This window comes from Peribacillus sp. NPDC058002 (genome assembly GCF_042886655.1).
Lineage (GTDB): Bacteria > Bacillota > Bacilli > Bacillales > DSM-1321 > Peribacillus > Peribacillus aracenensis.
Genome location: NZ_JBHVQU010000006.1, coordinates 33,219 through 58,897 on the forward strand (window position 1 = coordinate 33,219; position 25,679 = coordinate 58,897).

At 35.1% G+C, this 25,679-nt stretch carries 26 protein-coding genes and 3 pseudogenes; 8 read left to right on the forward strand and 21 right to left on the reverse strand.

Annotation, left to right across the window (positions count from 1 at the left end; all coding sequences use genetic code 11):
* Nucleotides 1-4 precede the first annotated feature (4 nt).
* The 12 genes and pseudogenes from ACFVSH_RS02610 to ACFVSH_RS02665 form a co-directional block, all read right to left on the reverse strand.
* Nucleotides 5-676, reverse strand: coding sequence for a DUF2848 family protein (locus ACFVSH_RS02610; RefSeq protein ID WP_387704715.1), 672 nt, complete (start codon nt 674-676; stop codon nt 5-7).
* On the reverse strand, nt 660-1,328 hold the full coding sequence (locus ACFVSH_RS02615; protein WP_387704717.1) for a GntR family transcriptional regulator: 669 nt from the start codon (nt 1,326-1,328) through the stop codon (nt 660-662). The genes ACFVSH_RS02610 and ACFVSH_RS02615 overlap by 17 nt, the downstream gene beginning before the upstream one ends.
* A 646-nt stretch (nt 1,329-1,974) precedes the next feature.
* Nucleotides 1,975-2,979, reverse strand: a complete 1,005-nt coding sequence (locus ACFVSH_RS02620; protein WP_387704719.1) for a LacI family DNA-binding transcriptional regulator — start codon at nt 2,977-2,979, stop codon at nt 1,975-1,977.
* Between the two features lie 114 nt (nt 2,980-3,093).
* Nucleotides 3,094-4,173: pseudogene (locus tag ACFVSH_RS02625) on the reverse strand (NAD(P)-dependent malic enzyme).
* Between the two features lie 152 nt (nt 4,174-4,325).
* A complete protein-coding gene (gene hisD / locus ACFVSH_RS02630; RefSeq protein ID WP_387704721.1) occupies nt 4,326-5,612 on the reverse strand; it encodes a histidinol dehydrogenase in 1,287 nt (428 codons plus the stop codon).
* Between the two features lie 108 nt (nt 5,613-5,720).
* Nucleotides 5,721-7,034, reverse strand: coding sequence for an MFS transporter (locus ACFVSH_RS02635; RefSeq protein ID WP_387704723.1), 1,314 nt, complete (start codon nt 7,032-7,034; stop codon nt 5,721-5,723).
* Between the two features lie 92 nt (nt 7,035-7,126).
* Nucleotides 7,127-7,594, reverse strand: a complete 468-nt coding sequence (locus ACFVSH_RS02640; RefSeq protein WP_387704725.1) for a MaoC/PaaZ C-terminal domain-containing protein — start codon at nt 7,592-7,594, stop codon at nt 7,127-7,129.
* A gap of 21 nt (nt 7,595-7,615) precedes the next feature.
* Entirely contained in the window at nt 7,616-7,978 is a 363-nt protein-coding gene (locus ACFVSH_RS02645; RefSeq protein ID WP_387704727.1) for a MaoC family dehydratase, read from the reverse strand.
* Nucleotides 7,979-7,997: 19 nt separating this feature from the next.
* Nucleotides 7,998-8,390, reverse strand: a complete 393-nt coding sequence (locus ACFVSH_RS02650) for a hotdog family protein (RefSeq protein ID WP_387704729.1) — start codon at nt 8,388-8,390, stop codon at nt 7,998-8,000.
* Entirely contained in the window at nt 8,377-10,539 is a 2,163-nt protein-coding gene (locus ACFVSH_RS02655; protein ID WP_387704731.1) for an acetate--CoA ligase family protein, read from the reverse strand. Before ACFVSH_RS02655 ends, ACFVSH_RS02650 begins: the two co-directional genes overlap by 14 nt.
* A 29-nt stretch (nt 10,540-10,568) precedes the next feature.
* On the reverse strand, nt 10,569-10,967 hold the full coding sequence (locus ACFVSH_RS02660) for an acyl-CoA thioesterase (RefSeq protein ID WP_387704733.1): 399 nt from the start codon (nt 10,965-10,967) through the stop codon (nt 10,569-10,571).
* Between the two features lie 138 nt (nt 10,968-11,105).
* Nucleotides 11,106-11,975, reverse strand: a complete 870-nt coding sequence (locus tag ACFVSH_RS02665) for a LysR family transcriptional regulator (protein WP_387704735.1) — start codon at nt 11,973-11,975, stop codon at nt 11,106-11,108.
* Between the two features lie 221 nt (nt 11,976-12,196).
* Here ACFVSH_RS02665 and ACFVSH_RS02670 point away from each other — a divergent pair, with 221 nt between their 5' ends.
* Together ACFVSH_RS02670 and ACFVSH_RS02675 are read left to right on the forward strand one after the other, a co-directional pair.
* The gene (locus tag ACFVSH_RS02670; RefSeq protein ID WP_387704737.1) at nt 12,197-12,586 is read left to right on the forward strand and encodes a CidA/LrgA family holin-like protein; all 390 of its coding nucleotides are present in this window, start codon (nt 12,197-12,199) and stop codon (nt 12,584-12,586) included.
* Nucleotides 12,571-13,260 (forward strand): LrgB family protein, encoded by a 690-nt coding sequence (locus ACFVSH_RS02675; protein WP_387704739.1) that lies wholly within the window; start codon nt 12,571-12,573, stop codon nt 13,258-13,260. Before ACFVSH_RS02670 ends, ACFVSH_RS02675 begins: the two co-directional genes overlap by 16 nt.
* 485 nt (nt 13,261-13,745) lie before the next feature.
* Here ACFVSH_RS02675 and ACFVSH_RS02680 read toward each other — a convergent pair.
* From ACFVSH_RS02680 to ACFVSH_RS02705, 6 genes and pseudogenes are all read right to left on the reverse strand, one after another.
* Nucleotides 13,746-14,017: pseudogene (locus ACFVSH_RS02680) on the reverse strand (DDE-type integrase/transposase/recombinase); the annotation flags it as partial.
* Nucleotides 14,018-14,028: 11 nt separating this feature from the next.
* A pseudogene (locus ACFVSH_RS02685) lies at nt 14,029-14,176 on the reverse strand (TetR/AcrR family transcriptional regulator); the annotation flags it as partial.
* Entirely contained in the window at nt 14,169-14,714 is a 546-nt protein-coding gene (locus ACFVSH_RS02690) for a GNAT family N-acetyltransferase (RefSeq protein ID WP_387704784.1), read from the reverse strand. The gene ACFVSH_RS02690 and the pseudogene ACFVSH_RS02685, both read right to left, overlap by 8 nt.
* A gap of 11 nt (nt 14,715-14,725) precedes the next feature.
* On the reverse strand, nt 14,726-14,896 hold the full coding sequence (locus ACFVSH_RS02695) for a hypothetical protein (RefSeq protein ID WP_387704741.1): 171 nt from the start codon (nt 14,894-14,896) through the stop codon (nt 14,726-14,728).
* 134 nt (nt 14,897-15,030) lie between these two features.
* Nucleotides 15,031-16,023, reverse strand: a complete 993-nt coding sequence (locus ACFVSH_RS02700; RefSeq protein WP_387704743.1) for a Gfo/Idh/MocA family protein — start codon at nt 16,021-16,023, stop codon at nt 15,031-15,033.
* A 367-nt stretch (nt 16,024-16,390) separates the two neighbouring features.
* Nucleotides 16,391-16,555 (reverse strand): aspartyl-phosphate phosphatase Spo0E family protein, encoded by a 165-nt coding sequence (locus ACFVSH_RS02705; RefSeq protein WP_387704745.1) that lies wholly within the window; start codon nt 16,553-16,555, stop codon nt 16,391-16,393.
* A gap of 611 nt (nt 16,556-17,166) precedes the next feature.
* Between ACFVSH_RS02705 and ACFVSH_RS02710 the strand changes: the two genes are divergently transcribed.
* Complete coding sequence (locus ACFVSH_RS02710; protein ID WP_387704747.1) at nt 17,167-17,481, forward strand: site-specific integrase; 315 nt, start codon at nt 17,167-17,169, stop codon at nt 17,479-17,481.
* A 389-nt stretch (nt 17,482-17,870) separates the two neighbouring features.
* Here the strand turns inward: ACFVSH_RS02710 and ACFVSH_RS02715 are convergent, their stop codons facing one another.
* Genes ACFVSH_RS02715 through ACFVSH_RS02725 form a run of 3 tightly spaced genes read right to left on the reverse strand, consistent with a single transcriptional unit; the run spans nt 17,871 to nt 20,329 of the window.
* Nucleotides 17,871-18,332: a heme-degrading domain-containing protein gene (locus tag ACFVSH_RS02715; RefSeq protein ID WP_387704749.1), complete on the reverse strand. Its 462-nt coding sequence runs from the start codon at nt 18,330-18,332 to the stop codon at nt 17,871-17,873.
* A gap of 14 nt (nt 18,333-18,346) precedes the next feature.
* A complete protein-coding gene (locus ACFVSH_RS02720; RefSeq protein WP_387704786.1) occupies nt 18,347-19,525 on the reverse strand; it encodes an MFS transporter in 1,179 nt (392 codons plus the stop codon).
* 48 nt (nt 19,526-19,573) lie between these two features.
* Nucleotides 19,574-20,329 (reverse strand): IclR family transcriptional regulator, encoded by a 756-nt coding sequence (locus ACFVSH_RS02725; protein ID WP_387704751.1) that lies wholly within the window; start codon nt 20,327-20,329, stop codon nt 19,574-19,576.
* 949 nt (nt 20,330-21,278) lie between these two features.
* Here ACFVSH_RS02725 and ACFVSH_RS02730 point away from each other — a divergent pair.
* From ACFVSH_RS02730 to ACFVSH_RS02750, 5 genes are all read left to right on the forward strand, one after another.
* Nucleotides 21,279-22,433, forward strand: coding sequence for an acyl-CoA dehydrogenase family protein (locus tag ACFVSH_RS02730; RefSeq protein WP_387704752.1), 1,155 nt, complete (start codon nt 21,279-21,281; stop codon nt 22,431-22,433).
* A gap of 43 nt (nt 22,434-22,476) precedes the next feature.
* Complete coding sequence (locus tag ACFVSH_RS02735) at nt 22,477-23,331, forward strand: transporter substrate-binding domain-containing protein (protein ID WP_387704754.1); 855 nt, start codon at nt 22,477-22,479, stop codon at nt 23,329-23,331.
* An 86-nt stretch (nt 23,332-23,417) separates the two neighbouring features.
* The gene (locus ACFVSH_RS02740; protein WP_387704788.1) at nt 23,418-24,134 is read left to right on the forward strand and encodes an amino acid ABC transporter permease; all 717 of its coding nucleotides are present in this window, start codon (nt 23,418-23,420) and stop codon (nt 24,132-24,134) included.
* Between the two features lie 13 nt (nt 24,135-24,147).
* The gene (locus tag ACFVSH_RS02745) at nt 24,148-24,867 is read left to right on the forward strand and encodes an ABC transporter permease subunit (protein ID WP_387704756.1); all 720 of its coding nucleotides are present in this window, start codon (nt 24,148-24,150) and stop codon (nt 24,865-24,867) included.
* Between the two features lie 15 nt (nt 24,868-24,882).
* The gene (locus ACFVSH_RS02750; RefSeq protein WP_387704758.1) at nt 24,883-25,641 is read left to right on the forward strand and encodes an amino acid ABC transporter ATP-binding protein; all 759 of its coding nucleotides are present in this window, start codon (nt 24,883-24,885) and stop codon (nt 25,639-25,641) included.
* The last annotated feature ends 38 nt before the right edge of the window (nt 25,642-25,679 follow it).

Below are 25,679 nucleotides of genomic sequence, written 5' to 3' on the forward strand. Positions count from 1 at the left end.
CCCCTTAATTGACAATGGAATAATGATGTTTAATTTTTCTGTTTAACTTCGGGTGTTCAATTTCATATTCAAATTTTTCACCAAAAATAAATCCATTTTTTGTAGGTACAGTACCTGAAAAAATAACAGTATGTTCTAAATCTTTTTCTCCTAATTTGTCCAGCTTTTCTAATAAAACATCAACCTCTAAAAGTGCTTCTAAAGTGTCTTCTTGATATAAACATTTTTCCCCATTTGAAGTAACATAAGAACGTAAAATTATATTATCCCAGTCTTCTTTTAAATCTTCTAATTTCCAAAAATCAGTTGCAAGAGGTTTATCACATACTGATTTAGACTTTAAAATATCTTCTTTTTCTACTTCTCGATCAGTATGATCGCTGCCAAGGGTAACCAACCATTCTTTTCCGTCATGGAATAACACATATTCTGTTTCCCCAGAGGAAAATTTGCTTCCATGACATTCATTAGAAAAATTCAGTTGTTCTATTTTTTGTGGATATATCATCGGTACATTAGGTGGAGGTGCAATTCCTAATTCATTTAATTCATCTATGTGTTCTTGGATTTTTTCTGTATTTCTTCCCCCATATCCAACAACAATTACCTTATTAATCTCAATTTCATGTATTTTAACCTCTCCATTAGAAAGATGTAAATTAATTACTTTTCTCATTTGAATTCCTCCTCAATTGATTTATAATTTCATTTTTGGTATTTTCCACATGGTTATTTGAGGCTATAAGAATTTGATTTATATCTTGCGATTTTAAAGCTTGTATAATTTCTTTATGTTCAGATATTGTTTCTTCAATACGCGATTTCTCAGTTATTGCTTTTAACCCAAACCATCTTATCTGATCACCAATTTCCTCAAACCATTTTTCTAATCGCTCATTTTTAGTTAATACTACGATTTTAGAATGGAACTCCTTATCTAATTCAATAAATCTCTGCTGATCTGTTTTATTTTTTTCTTGCTCCTCAATGTAACTTTCTAATACTTTTATTTGTTCTAACGTAATATTTCCACATATTTTTTCTAGTGAGAAACGGTCAAACATCATTCGTATTTCCATTACTTCAATTACATTTTCTTCTGTAATTTCATTAATAAACGTACCAACCCGTGGCTTTGAAATTATCCATTTTTCTCTTTCTAACAACGACAGGGATTCTCTTATAGGAGTTCTACTTATCCCTAACTTTTCACTTAGGTCTCTTTCATATATTGCTTGACCTGGTAAGAGTTCATAATTCAGAATTGATTTCTTAATTGCCTCAAAAGCTATATCTTTTAATGGCAAAACTGTCTCTATTTTTTTCATTGTTCACCTCTATTGGTATGTGGTATACCAATTATATTATAAACTGAAAACTCAGTCAAATAAAAAATCATTAATTGAGGAGGTCTTTCAATCGTACTCTTGTTTTTCAAGAAGGTAACAACCATCTCTACTTATTTTATAGTTAAATGATTCGACGTAAATAATTAAGAAGCCCAGCTAATCTTCTCATGTTAGGGTAGCTGGATTTAAAGTTAGATGTGCAAAATAGCACTTAAAATATGAGCAAAATATCTCCTAAAGTGACATTTTTTTGTCTTATTCTATAAAAACCCGTTCGTAAAAGTGTACTTTTTCGAACGGGTTCTTTTTTCGTCAACAAGCATGCAAGTAAAATTTAGGAAAGAATAGATGTAAAGAAAGACAATTTTATAAGATGGTAAAAGAGTACGAAATTAATCTAATTAAATAGATTATAAAACTACTATTTAATAGAAAAAACTCGTTCAAAATAGAGTCCAATCAGACAGTATAGAAAAGAACGCGGTGAATATTAAATATATATTATTGTTATTGATTAATAGAAATTGATACTATTGCTAATTAACATTAAAAAAACATAAAGAAGCGAAAGAGCCAAAGAGCCAAAAAGATGCACTTTCGCTTCTTTATAGTTGATTCTAAAAGCTTATATTGTTTTACCTTTAACAGAATTGCGTTCAATCAGGTTTCCTGGAAGTAAAATAGATACATTTCCCGTATTCTTATTCTCTATTTCGTTTAAAAGGGATTTTATAGTCTCCCTGATCATTTGGTCTACAGGCTGTTTCCAGGTAGTTAAGGAATATGGCGGCCATGATGCCATTTTGATATCATCAAATCCAACTACGGACAATTCATCTGGTATTAAAATCCCTAGATACTTGGCTGCGTCAATCGCACCCAAGGCCATAATATCATTTGCACAAAAAATAGCCTCAGGCCTATTGGGGGATTTAAGCAGATTGACTGTAGTTTGATATGCTTGTTCGTATGTGTATCCTCCTTCTTCAACAATCAAGTTAATATTATTGTTCTTTAGGGATTCGCGAAATCCATTTTCTCTCTCAATACTTGTTGAAGTATTCTCGTTTCCTGAAATATAAGCTAGTTTTTTATGGCCTTTATTAATTAAGTAATGGCCTATTTCCTTACCAGCTGTATAGTTATCGCAGCAAACATAGTGGCATGGATTGTTCTTAATTGTACGATTGAATAAAATCACAGGAATATTATTATCCTGTAACTTAGAAACAACATTTGAGGATAACAAAGCATCCGTAAAGATTACACCTTCCACGTTATATTCAAGAAATTCGGAGATATCATCCTGCTGAATCCTGTTGTTCTCTGTATGTACAAATAAAAGATGATACCCTTTAGCTCGTAACCCTTTTGTGAATTTTTCTAATATCTCTGGGTAAAATGGATTTTGCACATCGCTCATTACAAGCCCTATCATGTTTGTCTTATTCATAATAAGTCCTCTAGCTAAAGCATTAGGACGATATCCTAATTCTTCTGCGGCCTCTAATACCTTGCGCCTAGATTTTTCTGAGACATTTAAACCAGGGGTGAAAACTCTTGAAACAGTTGACTGAGAAACACCAGCCTTCTTTGAAACGGCAATTGCATTTACTTGCTTTTTTTTCATAAAATCCCCCTTCAATCTTTGCACTGACGTTGTCATCTTATCTATATTTATATTTTAAAGGTAAAGAGGAGATTTGAATATGTTTAAACCTTTGAATTCTATATGGTAAACCTCTTAATAAAAAATGTTGCTTTGATTAGGTACAAATAGATTCTTTTTAGCAGCACACAATAAAACTGCTGCCCTTGCGACTGCATCTGCTACCACACTTGCCACCCTTTTATCGAATGGGTTCGGTACTACATAGTCTACATTTAAATCTTTTTCGTCGATTAGACCATCAATAGCATAAACAGCTGCTTGTTTCATTTCCTCATTGATTTCTTTAGCTTGTACATCTAAAGCACCTCGAAAGATCCCAGGAAACGCTAGAATATTATTAAATCAGAACGTCTCGTGCCAATAACTAAGACCCCAGCTCTTCTTGCCTCTTCTGACATTATTTCTGGTGTTAGATTTGCCATAGCGAAAATAATGGTTCGTGTTCATCACTTGATCATGTCATTTGTAATCGCTCCTGGTGCCGATACACCTATAAATACATCCGTTCCTACTAGGGCAGCTCCCAAATCACCTTTTCGGTTACTAATATTGGTAATTTGTGCAACTTCTTTTTTGTACATATTCATTCCTTCCATTCTGCCTTCATAAATAATACCTTTTGTGTCACATAAGATAATGTTTTTCACACCGATATGATGCAAAAGTTTAACGATTGCAATACCTGCTGCACCGGCTCCATTTACAACGACTTGAATACAATCAAGAGTTTTATTGGCTAGCTTTAATGAATTTATTAATCCAGCAGCTGTAACAATAGCTGTGCCATTTTGATCATCATGAAAAATTGGAATGTCATAAATTTCCCTCAACCTATTTTCAAACATTGAGGAGCTACAATATCCTCCAATAGACATATTGGAAAAGCATCGATATTAGTAAATTTTTTAAATAAAAGTGCCTTTTCCTCCATTACTAGTATAGCGGCTTTCGGTCCGATGTTACCTAGACCAAGTAAAGCTGTGCCATTAGAAACTACAGCCACTAAATTACCCTTTATAGTATATTCATATGCCTTTAACTCATCTTGATAAATCTCTAAGCATGGTTCTGCAACACCAGGTGAATAAGCAAGACCATTTTGTACTTCTACTTTGAATGAACACCTAATTTACCTTTATTTTCTCTATGAATTTTAAAGACTTTTCTCTCAAAATATCCATCTAAATTCAACCTCCTAATATAAAAAATTTTAGCAGTCTACACAACTTAAGTTTCATATAGAAAAAAGAGCAGCTAAGCATAATAAAAGTATCTTAGCTGCTGCATTATATACATAAATGTGGTTAAACGTTTTGAGTTACGCCATATCTACGAACTCGGAGAAGGGCTTGTTCAGCATGGCCTGCAAAATTTTCAAGCTGACATAATCTAGCTGCATATTCTCCAATATAGGCACTTGCTTCTTCTGTGACTTTTTGATAAGTACACGTTTTAAGAAATTTTCCAACCCACAGACCCCCAGTATATCTTGCAGCTCCTTTAGTCGGCAATGTGTGGTTTGTGCCAATTACTTTGTCCCCATAAGCCACGTTTGTTTCGGGTCCCAGAAACAGGCATCCGTAGTTTTTCATTTTTTCTAAGAAATAGTCTGGGTTCTTCGTCAGGATCTCAACATGTTCGAATGCCAATCTATCCGCCTCTGCTAAAGCTTCTTCTTCAGTTTCAACAACCATTACCGTTCCATAATCCTCCCAAGATACTCTTGCAACATCTGCAGTAGGAAGAACTTCAAGCTGTCTCTCAATTTCTTTTAATGTTTCATATGCTAATTTTTCAGAAGTTGTTATGAGCGCTCCGGGTGATGTTGGACCATGTTCCCCTTGTCCCAATAAGTCTGTTGCAATCATTTCAGCATCTGCAGAGTCGTCTGCTACCACTAATGTTTCTGTTGGCCCTGCAAAAAGATCGATTCCGACACGGCCAAACAGTTGACGTTTAGCTTCAGCGACATAAGCATTCCCCGGCCCAACGAGCATATCTACCGGTTTAATAGTTTCAGTACCTACAGCCATGGCTGCCATCGCTTGAATTCCACCTAGAATAAAAATTTCATCTGCCCCAGCTAAATGCATGGCTGCCACAGTCGCAGCCGGAATTTCTCCTCCAATTGGTGGCGTGCATGCGATAATGCGTTTCACACCAGCTACTTTAGCAGTTAGAACGCTCATGTGGGCTGATGCAACCATTGGATAGCGCCCGCCCGGGATATAACAGCCAACACTGCTTACAGGAATATTCTTATGTCCAAGAATTACACCAGGCAAAGTTTCCACTTCAATATCATTCATAGATTTCCTTTGTGCTTCAGCAAAACGTCTCACATTATCCTGAGCAAATTTGATATCTTCAATTGTTTGGACTGGAACAGTCTTTATGATTTCTTCAATTTGTTCTTTTGTGAGCAAGAAAGATTCTGGCTCCCACTTATCAAATTGCTTAGACATTCTTTTTACAGCCATATCTCCCTCTGTTTCAATTGATGAAATAGTCTGTTGAACAGTTTTAAAAACTTGAGCATCATTTTGAGCAATCTCTTCTTGTGTTTTGCCTTTCTTAATCATGGTTATCATAAATATTCCTCCCTATAGTTATCTAAAATCTCTATGCATACCTATTCATTTTCTAATATATTGGGGCCACCGCTTCCAAAGTTCAGAATATGTGAAAAAACTATTAGATCAAATGACGCGATCATTTACTTTTGCTGTAGTTGTTACCTGCTTTTCTCGCTTAGAAAAAAGAAGCATGAGAAACCCCGAAAGTAACATAATGCTTAAGAAATATAAACCGGCTCTTGTACTTCCAGTTGAATCTTTTAACATTCCAACCACATAAGGTCCAATAAAGCCTCCAAGATTTCCTACAGAATTTATTACCGCTACCCCTACTGCCATAGTTGCATGTGACAAAACCATGGATGGAAGAGCCCAGAAAGGTCCCTTAAAACTATATAATCCTGTTAAAGCAATTGTAATAAACAGCATTGCTGCATATGGATTACTTACGTATCCCGCACCTAGTAGAGCCACAGCTGCTAAAAGCAACGGTAATGCAGAATGAAGTATTCTTTCCCCTTTTCTGTCTGAACGCTTCGACCAAAAAGTCATGAGAATGGCTGCAGTAATATAAGGAATGGTAGCAATCAAGCCAATCTGAGTATTGGTTAAGACATCTGAGAATCCTTTAATTATTTGTGGCATCCAATATCCTACTCCTAGGCTTCCTGTTAAAAAAACAAAGTGAATTAATGAAAGATACCACACTTTTGGATTTTTCAATGCTTCTATATGTCCTTTCTCCGTTTTAACCAGATCTTTCTCTTTATCAAGCTCATCAGAAAGCCATTGTTTTTCTTCCTTGGTGAGCCATTTGGCATCCTTTGGTCTTTCAGTGAGGAGAAAGTATGTTGCAATCCCCAATAGGAAAGCCGGGACACCTTCAAGTATAAACATCCATCTCCATCCGGAGATATCCATCCAGTTGATGTTATCCATAATCCATGTCGAAAGAGGTGCACCGATAATGTAAGATACTGGAATAGCCATAGAAAACATTGATATAGTCACTGCCCGCTCTTTTGCTCTGAACCAATAAGTAAAGTACAAAATGATTCCAGGAAAAAAGCCGGCTTCCGCAACGCCTAGGAAAAATCTGATAAAATAAAGCTGAGTATCGTTTTGTGCAAAGCCCGTAGCAACTGAAATAATTCCCCATGTAACTAAAATTCTGGCAATCCAGACTCTAGCACCGTATTTTTGCAACAGAATATTGCTGGGAACTTCAAAAATAAAATATCCCAGAAAAAAGATCCCTGCAACGATGCCGAAAACCTCGCTTGTCAAGCCGAGTTCCTTATTCATTTCTAGACCAGCATACCCTATATTAGCACGATCTAAATAAGCAACAATGTAAAGTAAAAAGATAAATGGTACAATTCTTCTGGTTACTTTTCTAACAGTACGGTTTTCTAATGTAGATGATGCTAGTGCCATAATTTCTCCCTCCCCTTAACCCTTCTATATTGCAAACCAATAAATGTTTCCCCTTTATAACATGGATTTTCAAAATCCCCTTTTAACTGAACTCAATTTAATGGGACTTTATGAATCATTAGCAATTCTTTTCCATCTTGAACAATATCCCCATGTTGGTTGTAAACTTTGTGATGCCTTACAACGATCCCCCTGTCAGCTTTGCTCGTGTCTCTTTTCTCTATAATCTCCATTTCAACATAGACGGTATCTCCAATAAATACTGGCTTTTTAAAGTTCCACTCTTGCATTCCCATAAATGCAAGAATCGCCAAGTCAGGGTGGGGTAACGAAAAACCGAGCCCCTGCTGAATGGATAAAATCAGCAACCCATGAGCAATCCTTTGCCCAAAAGCACTTTCCTTCATAAACTCTTTATCCATATGAAGCTTATTATAGTCGCCAGTCAGGCCTGCAAAGCTGACTATATCTGTTTCTGTAATCGTTCTTCCTTCTGATACAGTTATTTCTCCGATTTCAATTTCTTCGAAATATCTTTGAGGTGGTTGATTTTTCCTCAAGTAAATTCCCTCCGTTTCAGATTAGCTTTTCATGTAAGCTGATCCCACAATTGCATCTTCACCATCTTTTTTCAACTGAATATTGATAAGATTGTTTTCAGTTTCCTCAAGAAAAATTTGGAAATGTTCGTTGACCTTTATCGGTTTAATAAACGTGATGTTTAAATCACCTAAACTGCTCCAATCTTTATATCTATTATTTAATTCCTTTTCAATAAAACCCATCAGGAGCAATCCGTGTACGAGTGTTTTCCCAAAAGGAGTATTTTTTGCATATTCGGGATCTGTATGAATTTTCCCCGTACCGGCACTTGCAGTTGCAAATATATTTAACTGTTCCTGCTTAACACTGTATATCTCACTCACATAGAGACATTTAAACAACCTTATCCCTCCTCAGAAATCAGTTTGCAGCATATGCCCATAATTGCGTTGTCGTCTGTTTACAGACCAAGAGTCCACTTTTATAAAAGTTTGTTTCATGAATCAGGTAATCTCTTCCTTTTTTTCTGTATTTATCACAAACACTAACCACAACCTCAAATTCATCTTCTATATATACATTGCTGTAATATTCCATTCTCTGTTTTAAATGGATAGTGCCTTGAGCTACTCTGCCCCCAAATGCATCATACCAAGGTTTATAAATGCCAAGTATCGATGAAGGGGCTGGCAATCCTTCTATAAATACTTCATTTAAGGAAGAGTGATAGAGATGAACAATTTCTTTTGTTAATGTAAAGGAAGTCTTGAAAACATCGCCTATTTTAACCTCTTCATAGTTAAATTCTTGCATATGCACACTCATTCCCATTTTTGATATTTTTATGGCTTGGTTTGAGTTTGATTAAAGCATCAACAATCTTTACACCTTTTCCTTCTTCCCTTACAATGATTGGATTTATGTCGATCTCCTCAAACATGTGCTGATAAGCTTCAATCATTTTTGAGAAAGACACTATAGTCTTACAAAGCGCATCTACATCAAGTTTTGCTTTTCCTCTGACACCGTTAAGCAAGGGTGCCATCATTAGTGAATTTACTGCTTTTTTTGCCCTTTTATAATTCACTGGTGGAACAAGCATTTGAAAATCTTTCATGACTTCAATGTAAATACCTCCTGATGCAACCATGATGACTGGACCGAAAATAGGATCATTTTTTAATCCTAATGAAATTTCAAAATTCTTTTCTACCATTTCCTGTACTAAGATTCCATCAAGTTGTTCTTCTTTTGCGATTTTAAGACTATTATCATAAATGGTTTGGTACGCTTCCGCTAACTGAGCTTCATTCTGAATATTAATCTTGACGCCGCCTATCTCCGTTTTGTGCTGAATAAATTGAGATGCAATTTTTGCGACTACCGGATAACCAATTTTAGCTGCAGCCTCTTTGGCCGTTTCTTTGTCAGCCGCCAAAACTTCATTGGAGATCGATAACCCGTGGTGTTTAAGGATTTGTTTGCTCTCATATTCATTCAAAAATCCATCGGTATGCTGCGATTCAAATGGCAGATTCCATGAAACTGAAGGAAACTGTTCAATTTCTTCATCCAACATCTCTTTATTAATAGAATATTCCGTAAACTTCGAAACCCCCTTGACCATTAGAGTGGGATCGGTAAACACCGGAACTCCATTCTCCCCAAGTAAACTGGCTACTCCGTTCAGAGAAGCAACCCATGCAACTGCAAGAATTTTTTCACCTCTGTTATGAGCTGCTGTAATATCCTCAACAATCTTTGAGATATCGTATCCTTTCCCAATACCGCTAAAAGCTACTAAGATAATATCCACGTTTTGATCTTTCATTAATATTGGGAATGCTTGAGACAACAAATGTTTATCATTTAACAGTTGTGCTGTAAGGTCAATTGGGTTATCGATTGCTGCAAAAACTGGAAGAACTTCTTCAAGTTTCTTTTTCGTCTCTGTATTAAAATTTGCTATTTCAAGGCCCATCTCCTTGCATTTATCAACTAACATAACCCCCAAGCCACCAGAGTTCGTTAGAATTGCTACTTTTTTTCCAGATGCTTTTTGGTCTAATTCAAAAATTTGAGGAAATGTGCTGAATTCCATAATGTCATCTACTCTTACAATTCCATAATGCTTGCAAATAGCGTCAAAAACGATGTCTTCCCCAGCAAGAGCACCCGTATGAGAGCTGGCAGCTCTTTTAGCTTCCTCTGACTTTCCAGGTTTGAGAGCTAGAATGGGTTTGTTTAATTTGTTAGCTTTCTTGGCAGCGCTTACTAAATAGTCACTATCTTTTACATCTTCAAAATAAGCCTGAATAACCTTCACATCATTGTCATCTATAATGTGATTAATAAGTTCAGAAACATTAACGTCTGACTCATTTCCTGTAGCAATCCAGTATTTCGTTCCTTTCCCAAATTCTTTCTGAATATTGTATGCCATCGCTGCTACCGCACCGCTTTGACTTAGGATAGCCGTTTTTCCGTAATAAAGTTTTTCATCAGCAAAAGAAGTAGAAAACGAAGTCATGCTTTTGGTCTTTAAATTAGATACTCCCTGACAATTTGGTCCTACAATTCTAATGTTTTCCGTTTTAGCTAACTGACTTATTTCTTCTTGAATCAGTCTGCCTTCTTCGCCCATTTCAGCAAATCCTGAACTGAATATGATACAGGATTTAACTTTTTTCTTCACACAGCTCTTTACCATCTTAATGACGTTCTGCGCAGAAATAATAATTATTGCCAGATCTATGTCAAAGGGTACATCCAAAATATCCTTGTAGCATTTATGACCCAGCACTTCGCTATACTTAGGATTAATAGGATATATATCACCTTTGTATCCATATGAATTTAGATAATGTATAGATCTGCCGCTTATTTTATTTGGATTTGTGGATGCACCAATAACCGCTATATTTTTTGGATCCAGCAATGTCTCCAATCCGATTTTCCCCAAAAATGAAAACCCCTTTCTATAATTCTCTTTTATTCTAGAATTGTCGCATAACTCTGTAACTTCTCCCGTAAATGCCCTGGAATACTTTCTGACTTTTGAGTGGTATAATTCATGTATACATAGGTGGCTGTTCCTTTGGCACATAGCTTCCCCCCCTGATGCATTTCTTCATAAACAGTTAAGCTCTTATTCCCTATTTTCTTCACCCAAGTTCTAATTTCTACTTCTTCACCGTAATGTGTCTGATTCAGATAATCGACATTCATATTCACTAATGCCACTTTCCATTTATTAAAGGACAAATCAGGTGTAAGGATCTTAAAAATCTCTTCTCTACCTGCCTCAAACCATACAGGAATAAAAACGTTATTTATATGGCCTACCCCATCCGTCTCGCTTACTCTAGGTCTGATTTTTGTCTTAAGCATCGTGCTTCCCTCCTTTCTGTTCATTTATCACAAGTCTTAGAAGCAAAATGAATACGTATGCATTTAAAGAAGTTAAATACATACTACGATATACCATAGATAATAATCAAGTATAATTTTCAGAAATTTTCAATTATTTTATTTCTGTTTGCAAGTATTTGCTACTTTTACAAAGCCTTTTACTAGTGGGGAAGTATATTTCTTTCGCCACACGATACCCATGCTAGCAATAGGGAGCAAATGATCAAGCTCTTTATAAGCCACATCTCGAGAATGCAAGTGCATAGTGGACTTGGGTACTATTGCGATACCTATTCCAGCAGCAACTAACCCGATAACAGTTTGAAATTCTAAAGCTTCCTGTTCAATTTTCGGGTTGAAGAGTCCGATTATTTCATCGTATAAACCTGCCCATGTTTTTCTGGCCAGTAATACAAAAGAATATTTGCTTAAACAGTTAATGTCAATTTTTGTTTCTTTCAGTAACGGATGGTGTTTGGGTACAGCAAGTACACAAGCTCCCTTAGAAATAATTTCAGTGCATAAGAATTCATTTGTTACTGGCGGTCTTATAAACCCTATATCAATTTCTTTATTTATTAGCGCTTTTACCTGATTTGGAGTAGACAATTCAATTAACTGAAGTTCGACCTCTGGATAAGCTCTTCTATACTCCCTTGTGACTTCCGGAAGAATATCATAGGTAGCAGAACCAACAAATCCAACTGTAAGTTTTCCCAAATTGCCAGCGTATGTTCGCTGGGTAATATCCACAGCTCTATCAATGTGTTGAATAATCCTGCCGACTTCTGACAAAAAAGCTTTGCCTGCATCCGTCAATTCTACAGATCTTCTGTTCCGATAAAATAATTTAACCCCCATCTCATTCTCCAGATTTTGAATTTGCATGCTTAAAGGCGGCTGAGTAATGTTTAGCTTTTCGGCAGCTCTGCTAAAGTTAAGTTCTTCTGCTACCATTTGAAAGTAATGCAATTGTCGGAGTTCCAAATAAACATCTCCTTTTTCTATTAGATTTTGTATAAGATACCATAGTTCATCAACAAGAATATCCCTTCATAAACTCCTGCCCTTAAACTTATATAAAATTCAAATAACTGTAATAGTATTTATATATTTTACTCTATAAAAGTTGATTGATAATATATTAATCATTAATAATCAAAAATTCAAAGGAGAAATGTTCTCATGACCCACTTGAACAGTCTAATATGGTGATTTTAAAAACAATCATACACATAGGAATATTATTTTGTTTTTCTTCATTTGGCAGCATTCTGCAAACAACCTTTAACATACCAGTCCCTGGGAGCATTATAGGCTTTTTATTGCTGTTGCTGTCACTGTCTTGCAAACTTCTGACTGCTTCATGGATTCATCAGGGCGCTTGCTCATTATTAGAGTATCTTCCGTTGATTCTGATTCCATCTACATTAGGAATAATAAAAAATCCAGTCCTTTTTACACGTACAGGTGTAGCAATGATGTTTATTGTTGTATTAAGTACAGTTCTTACTATGGTTGCCTCAGGACAGGTCGGTCAGATGCTTGAAGTACGCAATTCCGTAAGAAAGGAGAGAGAACTATGGAGGAAGCTTTAAAAACATTCTTTGTTCTACTTGCAACAATAGTGATATATGTCGTTATGAAAAAAATTTATGTTATCTGTCCCATTCCACTTTTTCTGCCTGTACTCACATCTTCAATACTCATCATAGTAATTTTAAAGTTTTATAACGTCTCTTATGAAACTTATATGGCAGGAGGGAAATGGCTTGATCTGCTTTTGGGCCCTGCGGTAGTTGCACTTGCTTATCCTTTATACAACCAAAAACAAAGGATATTAAAATATAAAGGTCCTATTATTGGAGGTGTGCTTATAGGGCTTGCAACTGGAATATTATCCGGCATTTTTTTCTCAATAATGTTAGGAATATCAAAAAGTTTTCTCCTTTCGCTTCTGCCTAAGTCTATGACGACACCAGTAGCAATTCAGATATCGACAGGATTAGGCGGCATACCTTCAGTAACAGTTGCATGTGTAATGGTAGCAGGAATATCCGGTGCAATTTTGGGGCCAATTATCTTAAAATTATTTTGCATTAACAGTAGTCTTGGCAGGGGTATTGCTTTTGGAAGTGCATCGCACGCAATTGGCACTTCTAAAGCTATGGAATATGGGGAAGCAACTTTTTCAACCAGTACCGTTTCAATGACCTTAACCGCTTTATTTGGATCTATTTTCATTTCGATTATTACTAAATTTTTTATATAGATTTATTTACAGTTTGTATTTGTTTCGAATATGTATTGGTTAGTTGAAGAGATACCAAATGAACATTTTTATATTAAGTGAACACTCTAATTATGGTCCAGACGATAAAACGCGAAAAACTATGATAATACATTTTATGAAAAATAAAGCCCCGAACTTCCTACGCTTAGGATCTTCAAGGATTTCATATCTTAATGAACTAGTCGAGTAGAAGGGAACCTCTCTACATCTATAGTAGATTGTGTTCCTCCCCCCTCATAGAACCGTGCTTGCTCTATTAAAGCACACGGCTCCTCTTAGTCATTGTTTACGGAATGTAGCTAATCTCTTTTCTTAGGTCATATATATTCACTTTAACTCTTGTTGAAGGTAGTAGATATTTATCTAGAAAGAGTCTGAATTTATCCAATGTGAAGAATTTCTGGTTCTGGTGCAAAAATAATGCAATAGAAACTTATAATGGTAATATCCTGTGAACTTTGGGATTAAGCAGCTACTCCGAACAACTTATGAATGAATTCAACCTCATTTTGGGCAGACTTTGCCCGTTGATGAGGTTGATTTTTTTCAACCATATGCATAGCTTGGATACCACTCAAAATATAGGTGGCTGTTCGAAACGATTTCAATCCCAACATGGAACGGACCCGTTTTTTTATAAAACGATGATCTTGTTCCACAATGTTCTTTTTTCTTTTTTTAACTCTTGAATCGCTACAGGATAAACCGGGTTCTTATCAACCGTAATCACACGTGGAGTTGTAGAGCAAGTAGAATCGTTCTGCGACCGACATTAGCTCTGTCGGAAATATCTTGTATCGTAATAGGATCAAAACTTTTTTTCAGACATTAGTTCAATAAAAGCATTTCTTATTGTTTCTTGAGATTTTTGTACTCTTCTATCCACCCTAGACATTATTTTTTTGAGCTAACCATGCGCCTCCAATGACTCCTGCATCATTACTTAAAGAAACAATTGCAATATCTGTGACCTGCGCTACCCATGGTACAGCAAATCGTTTAAATTGTTCTTTTATAGGGACTAGTAAAATATTTTCTGCTTTTGAAACGCCACCGCCTATAATCATACCCTCAACCTGGAATCCAGTCCTTTTATAAATGTGAATGGTTTTTTTATTTTGTTTATCAACAATCAAATATAATTTATGAAGATTTAGAATGTGGAAGGCATATCTCATAGCCAGAATTGTAGCGGTATATCCATAGCCTTTACCTTCAGCCTGGGGGTCGATAATAATTTGAAACTCTGTGTTACGGTGTATAAGATCGATTTCAACTAGCTCGACTAATCCAAGAATTTCTTTATCCTTTTCTACAATAAAGCGTCTTTCGCTTTGTTTGTGGATATGCTTATCGAATAAGTCCTGTAGCTCAGCAAAAGCTTTATTTTTCTTGTTGTTTTTGTCATCTAGGGTATCTAGCCAGACAATTATGTAGTTGTTTGTTAATCGAAATCTTCCACAACGATGGAGGCACTAATAGGATACGTCAAGCCCAAGACGTTTGTTAACTTGAATTTGAAGGAGACAGCCTTGAATCCCTCTTTTTCTAAATATTCGGTAATGGCTTCTTCTACTTCTTTGCTATCCAACTGAATTTCTTTGATTAATTCCATATCTCCGTAGCCTCCTCAGGCAAATTTAAAGTAGTCCTACACAAAAAACATATCTAATTTCACTACAGATCGTCTCGGCAACATGAATTATACTTGAAAGCTTCATACCCCCTTCCATTCGAAGACTACCCTATTTATTCTTCTGCTAGAGTTACCCATTGCCCATCCTTACTTGATTGTCTAATAGCATCTATTAAACGCATTACTTTAATACCATCTTCCCCTGTAACAAAAGGTTTTTCATTTTTTTCAATATAAGAGATAAAACGATCTACTATATCAGTCATTTCAATTTTATGTTGAGGTAATTCTTCAAGAAATGAATAAACTTGTTTTTCCTCAATCCCCTTTTCTACTGTTAAGAAAGCGGCATCACTATATAGTGTGATTTTACCTTTTGTCCCAAAAAATTGCGTCATTCTATCATTTGCCCCAAAGCTTGTGAAACTGAAGATGAAGGTTCCTGTAATTTGATCCTCGTATTGAATAATCGCTACACCATTGTTACTAAAATATGAATCTATACCCCACACATTAAATAAATGGCCAAATACCTTATTAGGCTTTCTTTCTAATATATAATTCATTAAATCTAATCGATGTGAACCAATATCACCGAGTGAATCTCGCCATTCATTCTCCTGTTTATAGTGCTGTAAGTTGGATCCAGGATTACCTAAAAATGTTCTAAACGTTAATAAATCTCCAATTTCACCATTCGCTATTAATTCCTTAGCCTTCAAATGAGGTTGATACAGCCTCTGATTGTAAGACACCATTAAAATACATCCGTTGGATTTGGCTGCCTCATTCATTTCTATAGCTTCTAGTTCTGACATTGCCATCGGTTTTTCCACTAAGACATGTTTTTTCGCATTCAATGCTTGAGTAGCAATATCACAATGAGAGCTTGGTGGTGTACAAATAATAACAGCGTTAACATTGTTATCTTTCCATATGGAAGCCATGTCATCGAATACTTTACAGTTATATTGTCGTGCTACTTGTTGTGCTTTTTCTATAGTACGGTTATACACCCCATACAATTTAGCAGTTTTGTTATTCTTAACAGATGGTAAATGCCTATTGTGAGCAATAGTTCCTGTTCCAATTAAAACGATGTTCATTTAACTTAAGCCCTCTCTATATAAATTTTCATAAGTAGTAAATCCACCAATATAAATTACTTAATTTTCTTTAACTTTAACCATTGACTCAACATCCTTCTTTCCGCGTTTTTGAAAAAATAATATATATATTAAATGAAAAGCAATGGTACTTAAATACAATATGCTCTTTCGTACCAATACATAGTTTTTGAGGATCTAATTGCTCTGACTGCTGCAATACTTTCATCATAACCTTCAGCTTTTCTTCTTCGTCATTATTAGCTTATGTCGCTTTACATCAATATGATTAATTAAGTGTCTTTTCATAATGAATAATAGATATGATCGTGCTGGCATGGAAATCTAATGATTCATCTGAAAATTTTCAAGTATGACTTTCCAAATAATGGAGATGATTAAGAAGACAATCTAACTGCTGACTTGCATTAATTGTTTCTTGGGACAATAGCCCATTCTGATTTCCAAGAAGAATCATCTCTTCTCTCTTTCTCTCAATTTGAACAAACAACATATCATATAAATTTTTCATAAAAACTTTATCCCCTAAATGTACATTTACCCATCATCCATGCAAATTACCGATTGGGAACATCTTTGGCAAATGAGATTTCATTATGTCAATATCATATCCACCTAGTTTTCCCTTTTGTCCGAATATGTAGTAGGCTTAGAACCAAGTTCATACCTTTACTGTACGAACTTTTGAAGAGTTTTCATTGCTTGAAGAACTAGAAGTGGTATCGGATTCCTATGTATGTTGTTCATAGTAAGGGTATAGGGAGTAAAAATCAAAAAAATCAAAAAAGTTTCTATAGTTGAAACCATCTTTTAAAATTTGCATTAACTTTTTCAGTATGTATGACATTTAAGTATTTCACTCCTGTAGTCGTAAGTGCCGGTTACGCGCTAGAAGGGCGTGAATAAGAACTGTATACCGACCAAATGAAGAAAAATGGAAGGCTAAATATAATCCATTATAAAAAAATCCTTAGTTTTAGGCACAGATTATCTTTTTATATCTAATTTTCGATGCTGAGATTCGCTCTATAGCGAAAATTAACTTTTATTTAATTGAATGGTTCATTCGTTTTAATATAGAAGAATAATGAGTATTGCCCAGTAAACGCAACGCGTGAATGGATGAATGCATCCAATTTAGCATTAGGTGCACTGTTTCGATTGGTTGATCGGCATGGGAATATAAAGGGGCGACTTAGAGAAAAATCGATTTCTCTCATTGTAAAAAAATATTTTAGAGCGTTGGGAATAAACGAAAAAGAATTCGCTGCACATAGCCTACATAGCGTGCTATCTAAAAGTGCATCAATGATGGGGATGACCGATATTGCTATCATGAAACAGACGGGACATAAAACAAGGGAGATGGTCGATCGGTATGTTCAGGTTGGAACACGTTATAAAAATAACACCAGCAGCATCTTAAAGAATATATAAGATAAAAGACTTTTTTAGCATATATAATAGAAGAAACTCGTCAAATATTATTTCATTTTCTGTTTGTGATTGAAATAAATTAGTGTTTTTAAGAATCTTGGATGGTGGGTCTGTATTTATCTGATTGTTAATCTAAGACAATTGAATAGCATAGGCAAATTCAATTCCAGTAACTGTAAACACCGTGTGTGTATGGAATAGCATATATCTACAATATCATTGCTTCACTTGTTGTTAGATGAAATCTTGTGGCCATTGTGTAACGTACGTTCTATAACCCGACTACCATAAAATGAATCCGAAACATCTGGCTGACCTTATTCAAAGGTTTTAGATAGAGGTGAATTAAAAAAGGGATGCAACTTTTGCATCCCTTTTTGTAATTCAAATTACTTTTTAATACTTAAAAATCTTTTAATTCCTTCAACCACATAATCATGATCAAGCTGAGGCGTAAGTCCTCCTACTGTTACGGTTCCAATTGCCCCTACACCTTTTATTCGAATAGGAAAAGAACCCCCTACAGCCTGATATTCTGATGGTGAAAGGAGAGAACTCTCGTCATGCGTCGTTCCACCTTCTTCGAATCTTGCTGCTATAAACTGTGAACTTCTATTGTAATGATCGACCACGCGTTTCTTTCTATAGAGCCAGAACACATTTTCTTCAGATGAACCATCCATTAGATGTGAAAATAAAGGTACTCGATTACGTTCAATGTGTATACCTATAGACTTATTATTTTCTTTTGCATAATTCACCAATGTCATGCCAAGATTTAGAGCATCCTCGTTTGTAAAAGATTCAAATTGTAGTTCATTTTCTAAGCTTAATAGTTGTTGTAATTTCATTGATTACCTCTCCCTTAAAATAATTTTTGTTTTTTATCTAATTTATAATTCAGTACGGATAGTAGGAAAGCAAAAGCCACCATAATGGCACCAATCCACGCCGTATCTAAATACGTTAAATAGTCTACCGCTAGTCCACCTAAGGTTGATCCTGCAGCAATCCCTACATTAAATGCTGAAATGTTTAATGCAGAGGCAATATCTTTTGCAGATGGTACTAATTTTTCAGCCAGAACGACAATGTATGCCTGAACTCCGGGGGACATCATAAATGCAAACAAACCCAATAAAATAACTGATAATATACTTAATATCTTGCTAGGTAATAGAATCATCTGCAAAAGGAGAACTATACCTTGAAGTAAAAAGACAAATCGTAACGATTTAACAGGATTTTGATTTGCCATTTTACCTCCTACAATATTTCCAATCGCTACTGCAACTCCATAAATTAATAGCAATAACGAGATTGATCCTGAAGAATACCCACTGATTTCTTCGAGAATGGGGGCAAGATACGTGAACAAAGCAAAAGTTCCCCCAAACCCTAAAGCCGTCATCAATAAAGCTAGAAGGATTCGTTTATTTTTTACAAGTTGTCCTACATCTTTTAAGGTTGGAGGTTTTACTTGATTTTCTACTTTATCAACCGCAAATATATTTACGATTAACCCAATAATACCCAAAACTGCTACCGCACTAAATGTAGCTCGCCAACCTAAATTTTGTCCAATATATGTCCCCATTGGAACTCCTGCTATAGTTGCCACCGTTAACCCAGTAAACATGATAGAAATAGCTGTTCCTTTTTTATTTTCTGGTACGATGTCAGCAGCAACTGTTGCGGCGATGGCAAAGAATACACCGTGAGCAATCGCGGCAATAACTCGTGAAATCAGTAATATTTCATAAGTACCAGCAATAGCTGCCATAGCATTACCAAGAATGAACACCATCATCAAAATTAAAAGAAATCCTTTTTTAGGAATACGGCTTGTAATGACTGTTACGATTGGAGTACCAACAGCTATCGCAATCGCATAACCAGAAATTAAAGTTCCTGCTTTTGTAACGGAAATTGCTAAATCATCTGCCACTGTTTGAAGTAGACCTATGATAACAAACTCAGTTGTTCCAATCGCAAAAGCACTTATAGCTAAAGAAAATAAAGCGATATATACTTTTGTTGACATTTCTTTCAAAAAAATCCTCCTCCTAATTTATTATTATCATTGTTTTCATCAAAGCATTTTCGATATTTGAGCACTACATTTTATTAGTTTCTTACTAATAGTCTTATCTAACTTTTTATTTAGTCGAGTTGATGGCCCAGATAATGCAACAGCCGAAATAACATTGCCCTCGCTAATTATGGGTGCAGCAATACAACGTAAACCTAGTTCCGTTTCTTCATCGTCAATTGCGTACCCTTGATGAAGGATAACTTTTAGGTGTTCCTTTAGTAAGTGCAAATCAACAAATGTGTTATTGGTGTTCTTCACCAATATTAATTCATTCAATATTTTTTCAAGCTGAGTTTTTTCTAAAAAAGCCAATATAACTTTACCAAGAGCACTTAAATGGACTGGGGAACGCTCTCCAACTTCTGAATGTGCTCTTATAGAGTGTGTCCCATCAATTACTTGTGCTGTCACAACGTCTGTACCGTCTAATATCCCAATGTAGGCTGTTTCTTCGACTTCAGTGCTTAATTGATATAGTGGTGGAACCGAAAGCCAATTTAATCTAGAGTTATAAGGATTAAATTGCATTCCAGCTTTATTAGTTAGACTGTATACATGATCGACTTTCTTAACATAGCCCATTAATTCGAGAGTATATAATAAGCGAAAAGTCGTGGACTTATTAAGAGAAAACTTTGTCATCAAATGACTTAACGTCATCTGCTCTTCTTGTCGTAAGGCATCAAGGATGAGAAGTCCTTTTTTTAAGGTTGAAACTTCATATTGCTTAATGGGAAACCACCTCTCTTTCACTCAACTTATAATATAGGGCACAAAAATAAATATCAAAAAAAGAACTATTTGTTTCTATAATTGAAACAACAGATATAACTATTATTTTTTGTGAATTCATAAGAAATTATACAAGACATAACGACTCTTATTGTCATATAGCTTTTAGGATATGAGGATCATTTTAAATGTTGAAACTTCGTATTGCTTAATGGGTACTCACCTCTCTTTCACTCAATTTATAATATAGGGCACAAAAATAAATATCAAAAAAAGAACTATTTGTTTCTATAATTGAAACAAATTACTGATACGACTATTCTCTTTTTTGAACTAATTGGACATAATACAGACAGTAGAGTTAGCAGATCTTATAAAAAATGAATATTAGTTGTTTTTAAATATAAAATATGTTCCTTTATTTTTTATCAAGGAACCAGAGATCCTTTAAACTGTGCTTGATCCTTCTGTTTAATTTTCGACTTGTTTAAAAGATTCGAAAGTGTCTATCTAGATGTCCTTAAATAAGAAATCAACAGTTGAGAATCACGGTAATCCCTAAATTAAATTTATAGTACTCTAGGTAAACCCTTATTATCCATGTTCATACTATTATTTTATTTTTTTAGAAAAAAAATTAGTGTTGTCTTTCTATCAAGATTTTCCCCCTTTTTTAATTCATTTTTCGTGAATACTACACCTAACAAGATAGATTCTTTATAACTTGTCCGCCTATTTTCAAAGTGTGGTTTCAAATAAAGAAACTTTTGGTATTTTTTTGATTTTTATTTCGCATTCATTTATTATTATCAGGGTATCGAGAGGTGAATCCATTGAAGAAGAAATGACACTCAATAAAGTGATGCAATAATAAAATAAAAGATTAATTAACATTAGATTTTTAGATATTTTTTTATACATAAAACACAGTAAATTAATATGTATTATGAGAAAAAGGGGTTTTTGTTAAATGATAGAATTATTCATAAAGACTTACAAACAACGCAATTGGTTACGTCGTCTTGAGAATGTTAAAAAAGATATCATTAAGAGCTCAAATGATGTTGATCAATTGGCAAGATTTCCGATAGAGAGCTTTCAACTATTAAAAGACATCGGCTATACAAAAATTACCCTTCCAGCCGAATATGGGGGTGAGGGATTATCAGTTTATGATATGGTGCTACTCCAAGAAACACTTGCTAGCTATGATGAGAACACTTCCTTAGCAATGGGGTGGACATTAGGCGTTATTGGGGATCTATATGCAAATAAATTATGGTCAGCTAATCTACTAGAGGAATTTTCAGAGCAAATAATCGGCGGAGCTATTGTAAATCGACTTGTTAGTGAGGCGATAACTGGTAGTCCGACTCGTGGTGGGAGACCAGGGACAAATGCTAGGCGAACGACAAATGGTTGGGTCATTAATGGTCGTAAATCTTTTTCTACTGCTTCACCTGTCTTGGACTATTTCTTGACGTCTGCTTGGATTGAAGAAAAGCAGCAAGTAGGTTTTTTTCTAATCCAACGTAATACTCCAGGAATCTCTATCGATGAAACTTGGGATGTTATGGCAATGCGAGGAACAGGTAGCCATGATGTCATTTTTGAAGAAGTTTTGGTAGATGAAAAGTATTTAGTAGAGACTCCCCAACGTCCAAGTGGTGGGTTAATAAATGGTTGGCAGCTCCATATTCCAGCTACTTATCTAGGAATTGCTCAAGCGGCAAGAGATTATGCAGTACATTTTTCCGTTCATCATCAACCTAATAGCTTACAAGCACCCATAAGTACACTACCGCATGTTCAACATTTAATAGGAGAAATTGAATTACATTTGCAAAAATCTCGTTTTGTACTTTATGGCGTAGCAGAAAATTTTGATGACCCGATTCGTAGACAGCTACTGACAAACGAAATAGCAATCGCAAAATACGTTGTTACAAATAACGCACTTGAAATTATTGATAAAGCTATGCGAATTGTTGGCGCAAAAAGTTTACAAAATACAAATCCATTACAGCGTTATTACCGTAATGTACGAGCGGGCTTACATAACCCTCCTATGGATGATATGACGATTACAAAGCTTGCACAGCACGCTATAGAAAACAACAAGTAGAAAATATCATCAAAAACTAAAAATAGTAAGGAGATTTTAGAGGATGATTTTTAAAAAATTATTGAGTATGACAGCAGTAAGTATGATGGCAGCAGGATTATTAGCAGGATGCAGCTCTGATAGTACCTCTGGTTCTTTAAGCAATGCAGATTCTTCAAAAGTCCGTACAGTGAAAGTAGCCTATGAACTTGGTTCTAAACCTACTACCTATTCTGACGACAAGGGAAAACCAGCTGGATACGATATTGAAATGATGAAAAAAATTGATAAACTGCTTCCTAATTATCAATTTCAATACATTGGAACATCAAGTGATGACCTTCTTATCGGTGTTGAACAAGGTAAATATGATGTAGGGGTAAAAGGTGCCTTTTATACAGACGAACGCGCAAAAAAATTTCTTTTTCCAAAAGAATTTATGGGCTTAAGTAAAGCAGGGTTAGTTCTAAAAAAAGAAAATGCAAATATCGAATCTCTAGAAGATTTTGCTACGGCCGACCTTTCTTTAGCTCCAATAGCTACCAATAATGGTCAGTACACTGTAATTCAAGAATATAACGATGATCATCCGGCTACAAAATTAAAACTCAAAGCCAGTGATACATTTGCAATTGATATCGTGCAATGGGTTAATGAAGGTCGTGCTGACGGTGGTGTCATGATGGAGGGCGCCTTTAATTCCCAAGTGGTCGATAAAGGTAGCCCTTATCACAATCTTTCAAAGGATGTGGTATTCAATGAATTTGCAGTCATAAAAACTTGGCCCTTATATAATAAAAAAGAACAAGATTTTGCAGATGCTTATGATACAGCCGCAAAAAAACTAAAAGATGATGGAACAGCTGCTCAGTTAATTAAAGAGTATACAGGTAGTGATTTATTTGAATTTTCAGATTAAATGTAAATCGATACAATTCCTACGAATATAGAGTAAAGGCTGCCTAGCAAAAGCTAAACAGCTTTTGCTTATAAAACTTAGAAATGGTGAGTATTTTGGAAAAATATTTCGATGTATCTTATATTTGGAATTCGTTACCGGCTCTACTTCCTTTTTTAAAGGTCACACTTTTAGTATCAAGTATAACTATTTTATTGGGCACTTTCCTTGGTCTGTTGTTAACCATATTAAAGCTAAGTCGCAAAAAATTGCTTAATCAAATTGGTAATGGCTATACAACCATTATTCGTTGTACGCCATCGATTGTATTATTATTTCTTGTTTACTATGGTATTCCGAAAATAGCGGAAGGATTCGGTATAAATCTCAATAATGTGAATACTGCAATTTTCGTCATAACAACATTTACGCTACAATTTGCTGCTGTGATGTCTGAGGTTATTCGTTCGTCTTTTCAATCAATTGAAAAAGGACAATATGAGGCAGCCGTCAGTGTCGGCTTGTCCCCTTTCCAAGCATATTGGCGTATTATCTTTCCACAAGCATTTGTTATAGCATTACCCAACTTTGGAAACGGCATCATTGCTGTGTTACAGGAGGGTGCATTATCGTATACCATTGGTTTTATCGATATAGTAGGTAAAGCTAACTTAATGATTACAAATAATATAAATGCACACGCGTTAGAAATTTATATCGCCTTAGCAATAATTTATTGGGCTTTATCTTTAATAATTGAAAGATTTTTCAACCTGTTGGAGAAAATCTTCAGTAAAGGTAAAAAAACATTAGAAACAACCTAAAGGAGGAAGTTTCGTGTCTAAAGATTTTAACTATCAATTTTTTATCGATACATTCTTTGTGGCCCTTTCCGGTATATCTATTACTCTACTAGTTACTATTGTGGCTCTACTCATTGCACTTCCACTAGCCTTTCTGCTGGCATTGACGCGAATTAATCGTATACCTATTATTCAACGAATTACACAAATATATGTCTCTTTCGTCAGAGGAACACCGATTATTATTCAAATTTTCATTATTTATAGTAGCATTCCACTGATATTGAAGGCAGTCCTTGAAAAGTATGATGTCCAATTTGATATTTTTAAAATTAATCCAATTTGGTATGCTGTTATTATTTTTTCTTTTAGTACGACCGCTTTACTTATAGAGGTTTTCCGTTCAGCACTTAGCACAGTAAAGAAAGAACAACTAGAAGCTGCTTATTCAGTCGGTCTTACAACTTTCCAAGCATACAAAAGAATTATTATTCAGCAAGCATTAGTCGTTGCACTTCCTAATATTTGTACTACCACCGTAAATTTGATTAAGGCCACTTCCTTAGGTTACGCAATGTCTTTGCCAGAAATTACACTAAATGCAAAAGTAGCTGCAAATATGGGTTATAACTATGTGGAAGCCTATTTAGATATTTTTGTGGTCTATCTAATTTTATGTATGGCTGTTGAGTATGTTTTCAAAGTATTAGAAAGGCACTTAAGCAAATATAAAACAGGCGAATTCCTAATATAAAGTGAAGGTGACAAAATGTTGGAAATTAAAAATGTACATAAATCATTTAATAAGAACGTTATCCTAAAAGGGGTGGATTTATCCATTAAAAAAGGCGATGTAGTAGTTATATTAGGTCCTAGTGGCTCTGGAAAAACAACTCTATTACGCTGTATTAATTTTTTAGAAAAGGCTGATCAAGGTCATGCATTGTTCGGTGATATTAAAGTGGACTTACATCATGCCAAAAAGAAAGAAATTCATACGATTCGTCAAAAAGTAGCTTTTGTTTTTCAAAATTACAATTTATTTACCAACAAAACAGCTTTAGAAAACGTGACAGAGGGATTAATAATAGGAAGAAAAATTCCGAAAACAGAAGCTATTGAAAGAGGGAAAACTGCATTAGATAAAGTAGGTTTATCCGAAAAGTATAATGCCTATCCAATTGAATTATCAGGTGGTCAACAGCAACGTGTGGGTATTGCAAGAGCTGTTGCTTTAAATCCAGATATCATTTTATTTGATGAGCCAACATCTGCTTTAGATCCTGAGTTAGTTGGAGAAGTATTATCCGTGATGAAGCATATAGCACAAGAGGAGGGAACCACGATGCTCGTTGTCACTCATGAAATCTCATTTGCTAAGGATGTTGCAAACCGAGTGATTTTCATGGATGGTGGGACAGTTGTAGAAGAAGGTAGTCCTCATGAAATTTTGGTCACACCAAAAGAAGAACGTACAATAAGATTCTTAAAACGGGTCATTCCACAAGATTATATATATCAAATTTAAGTGCTATCTCACAAGTCATAGTTTCGACTTGTGAGATA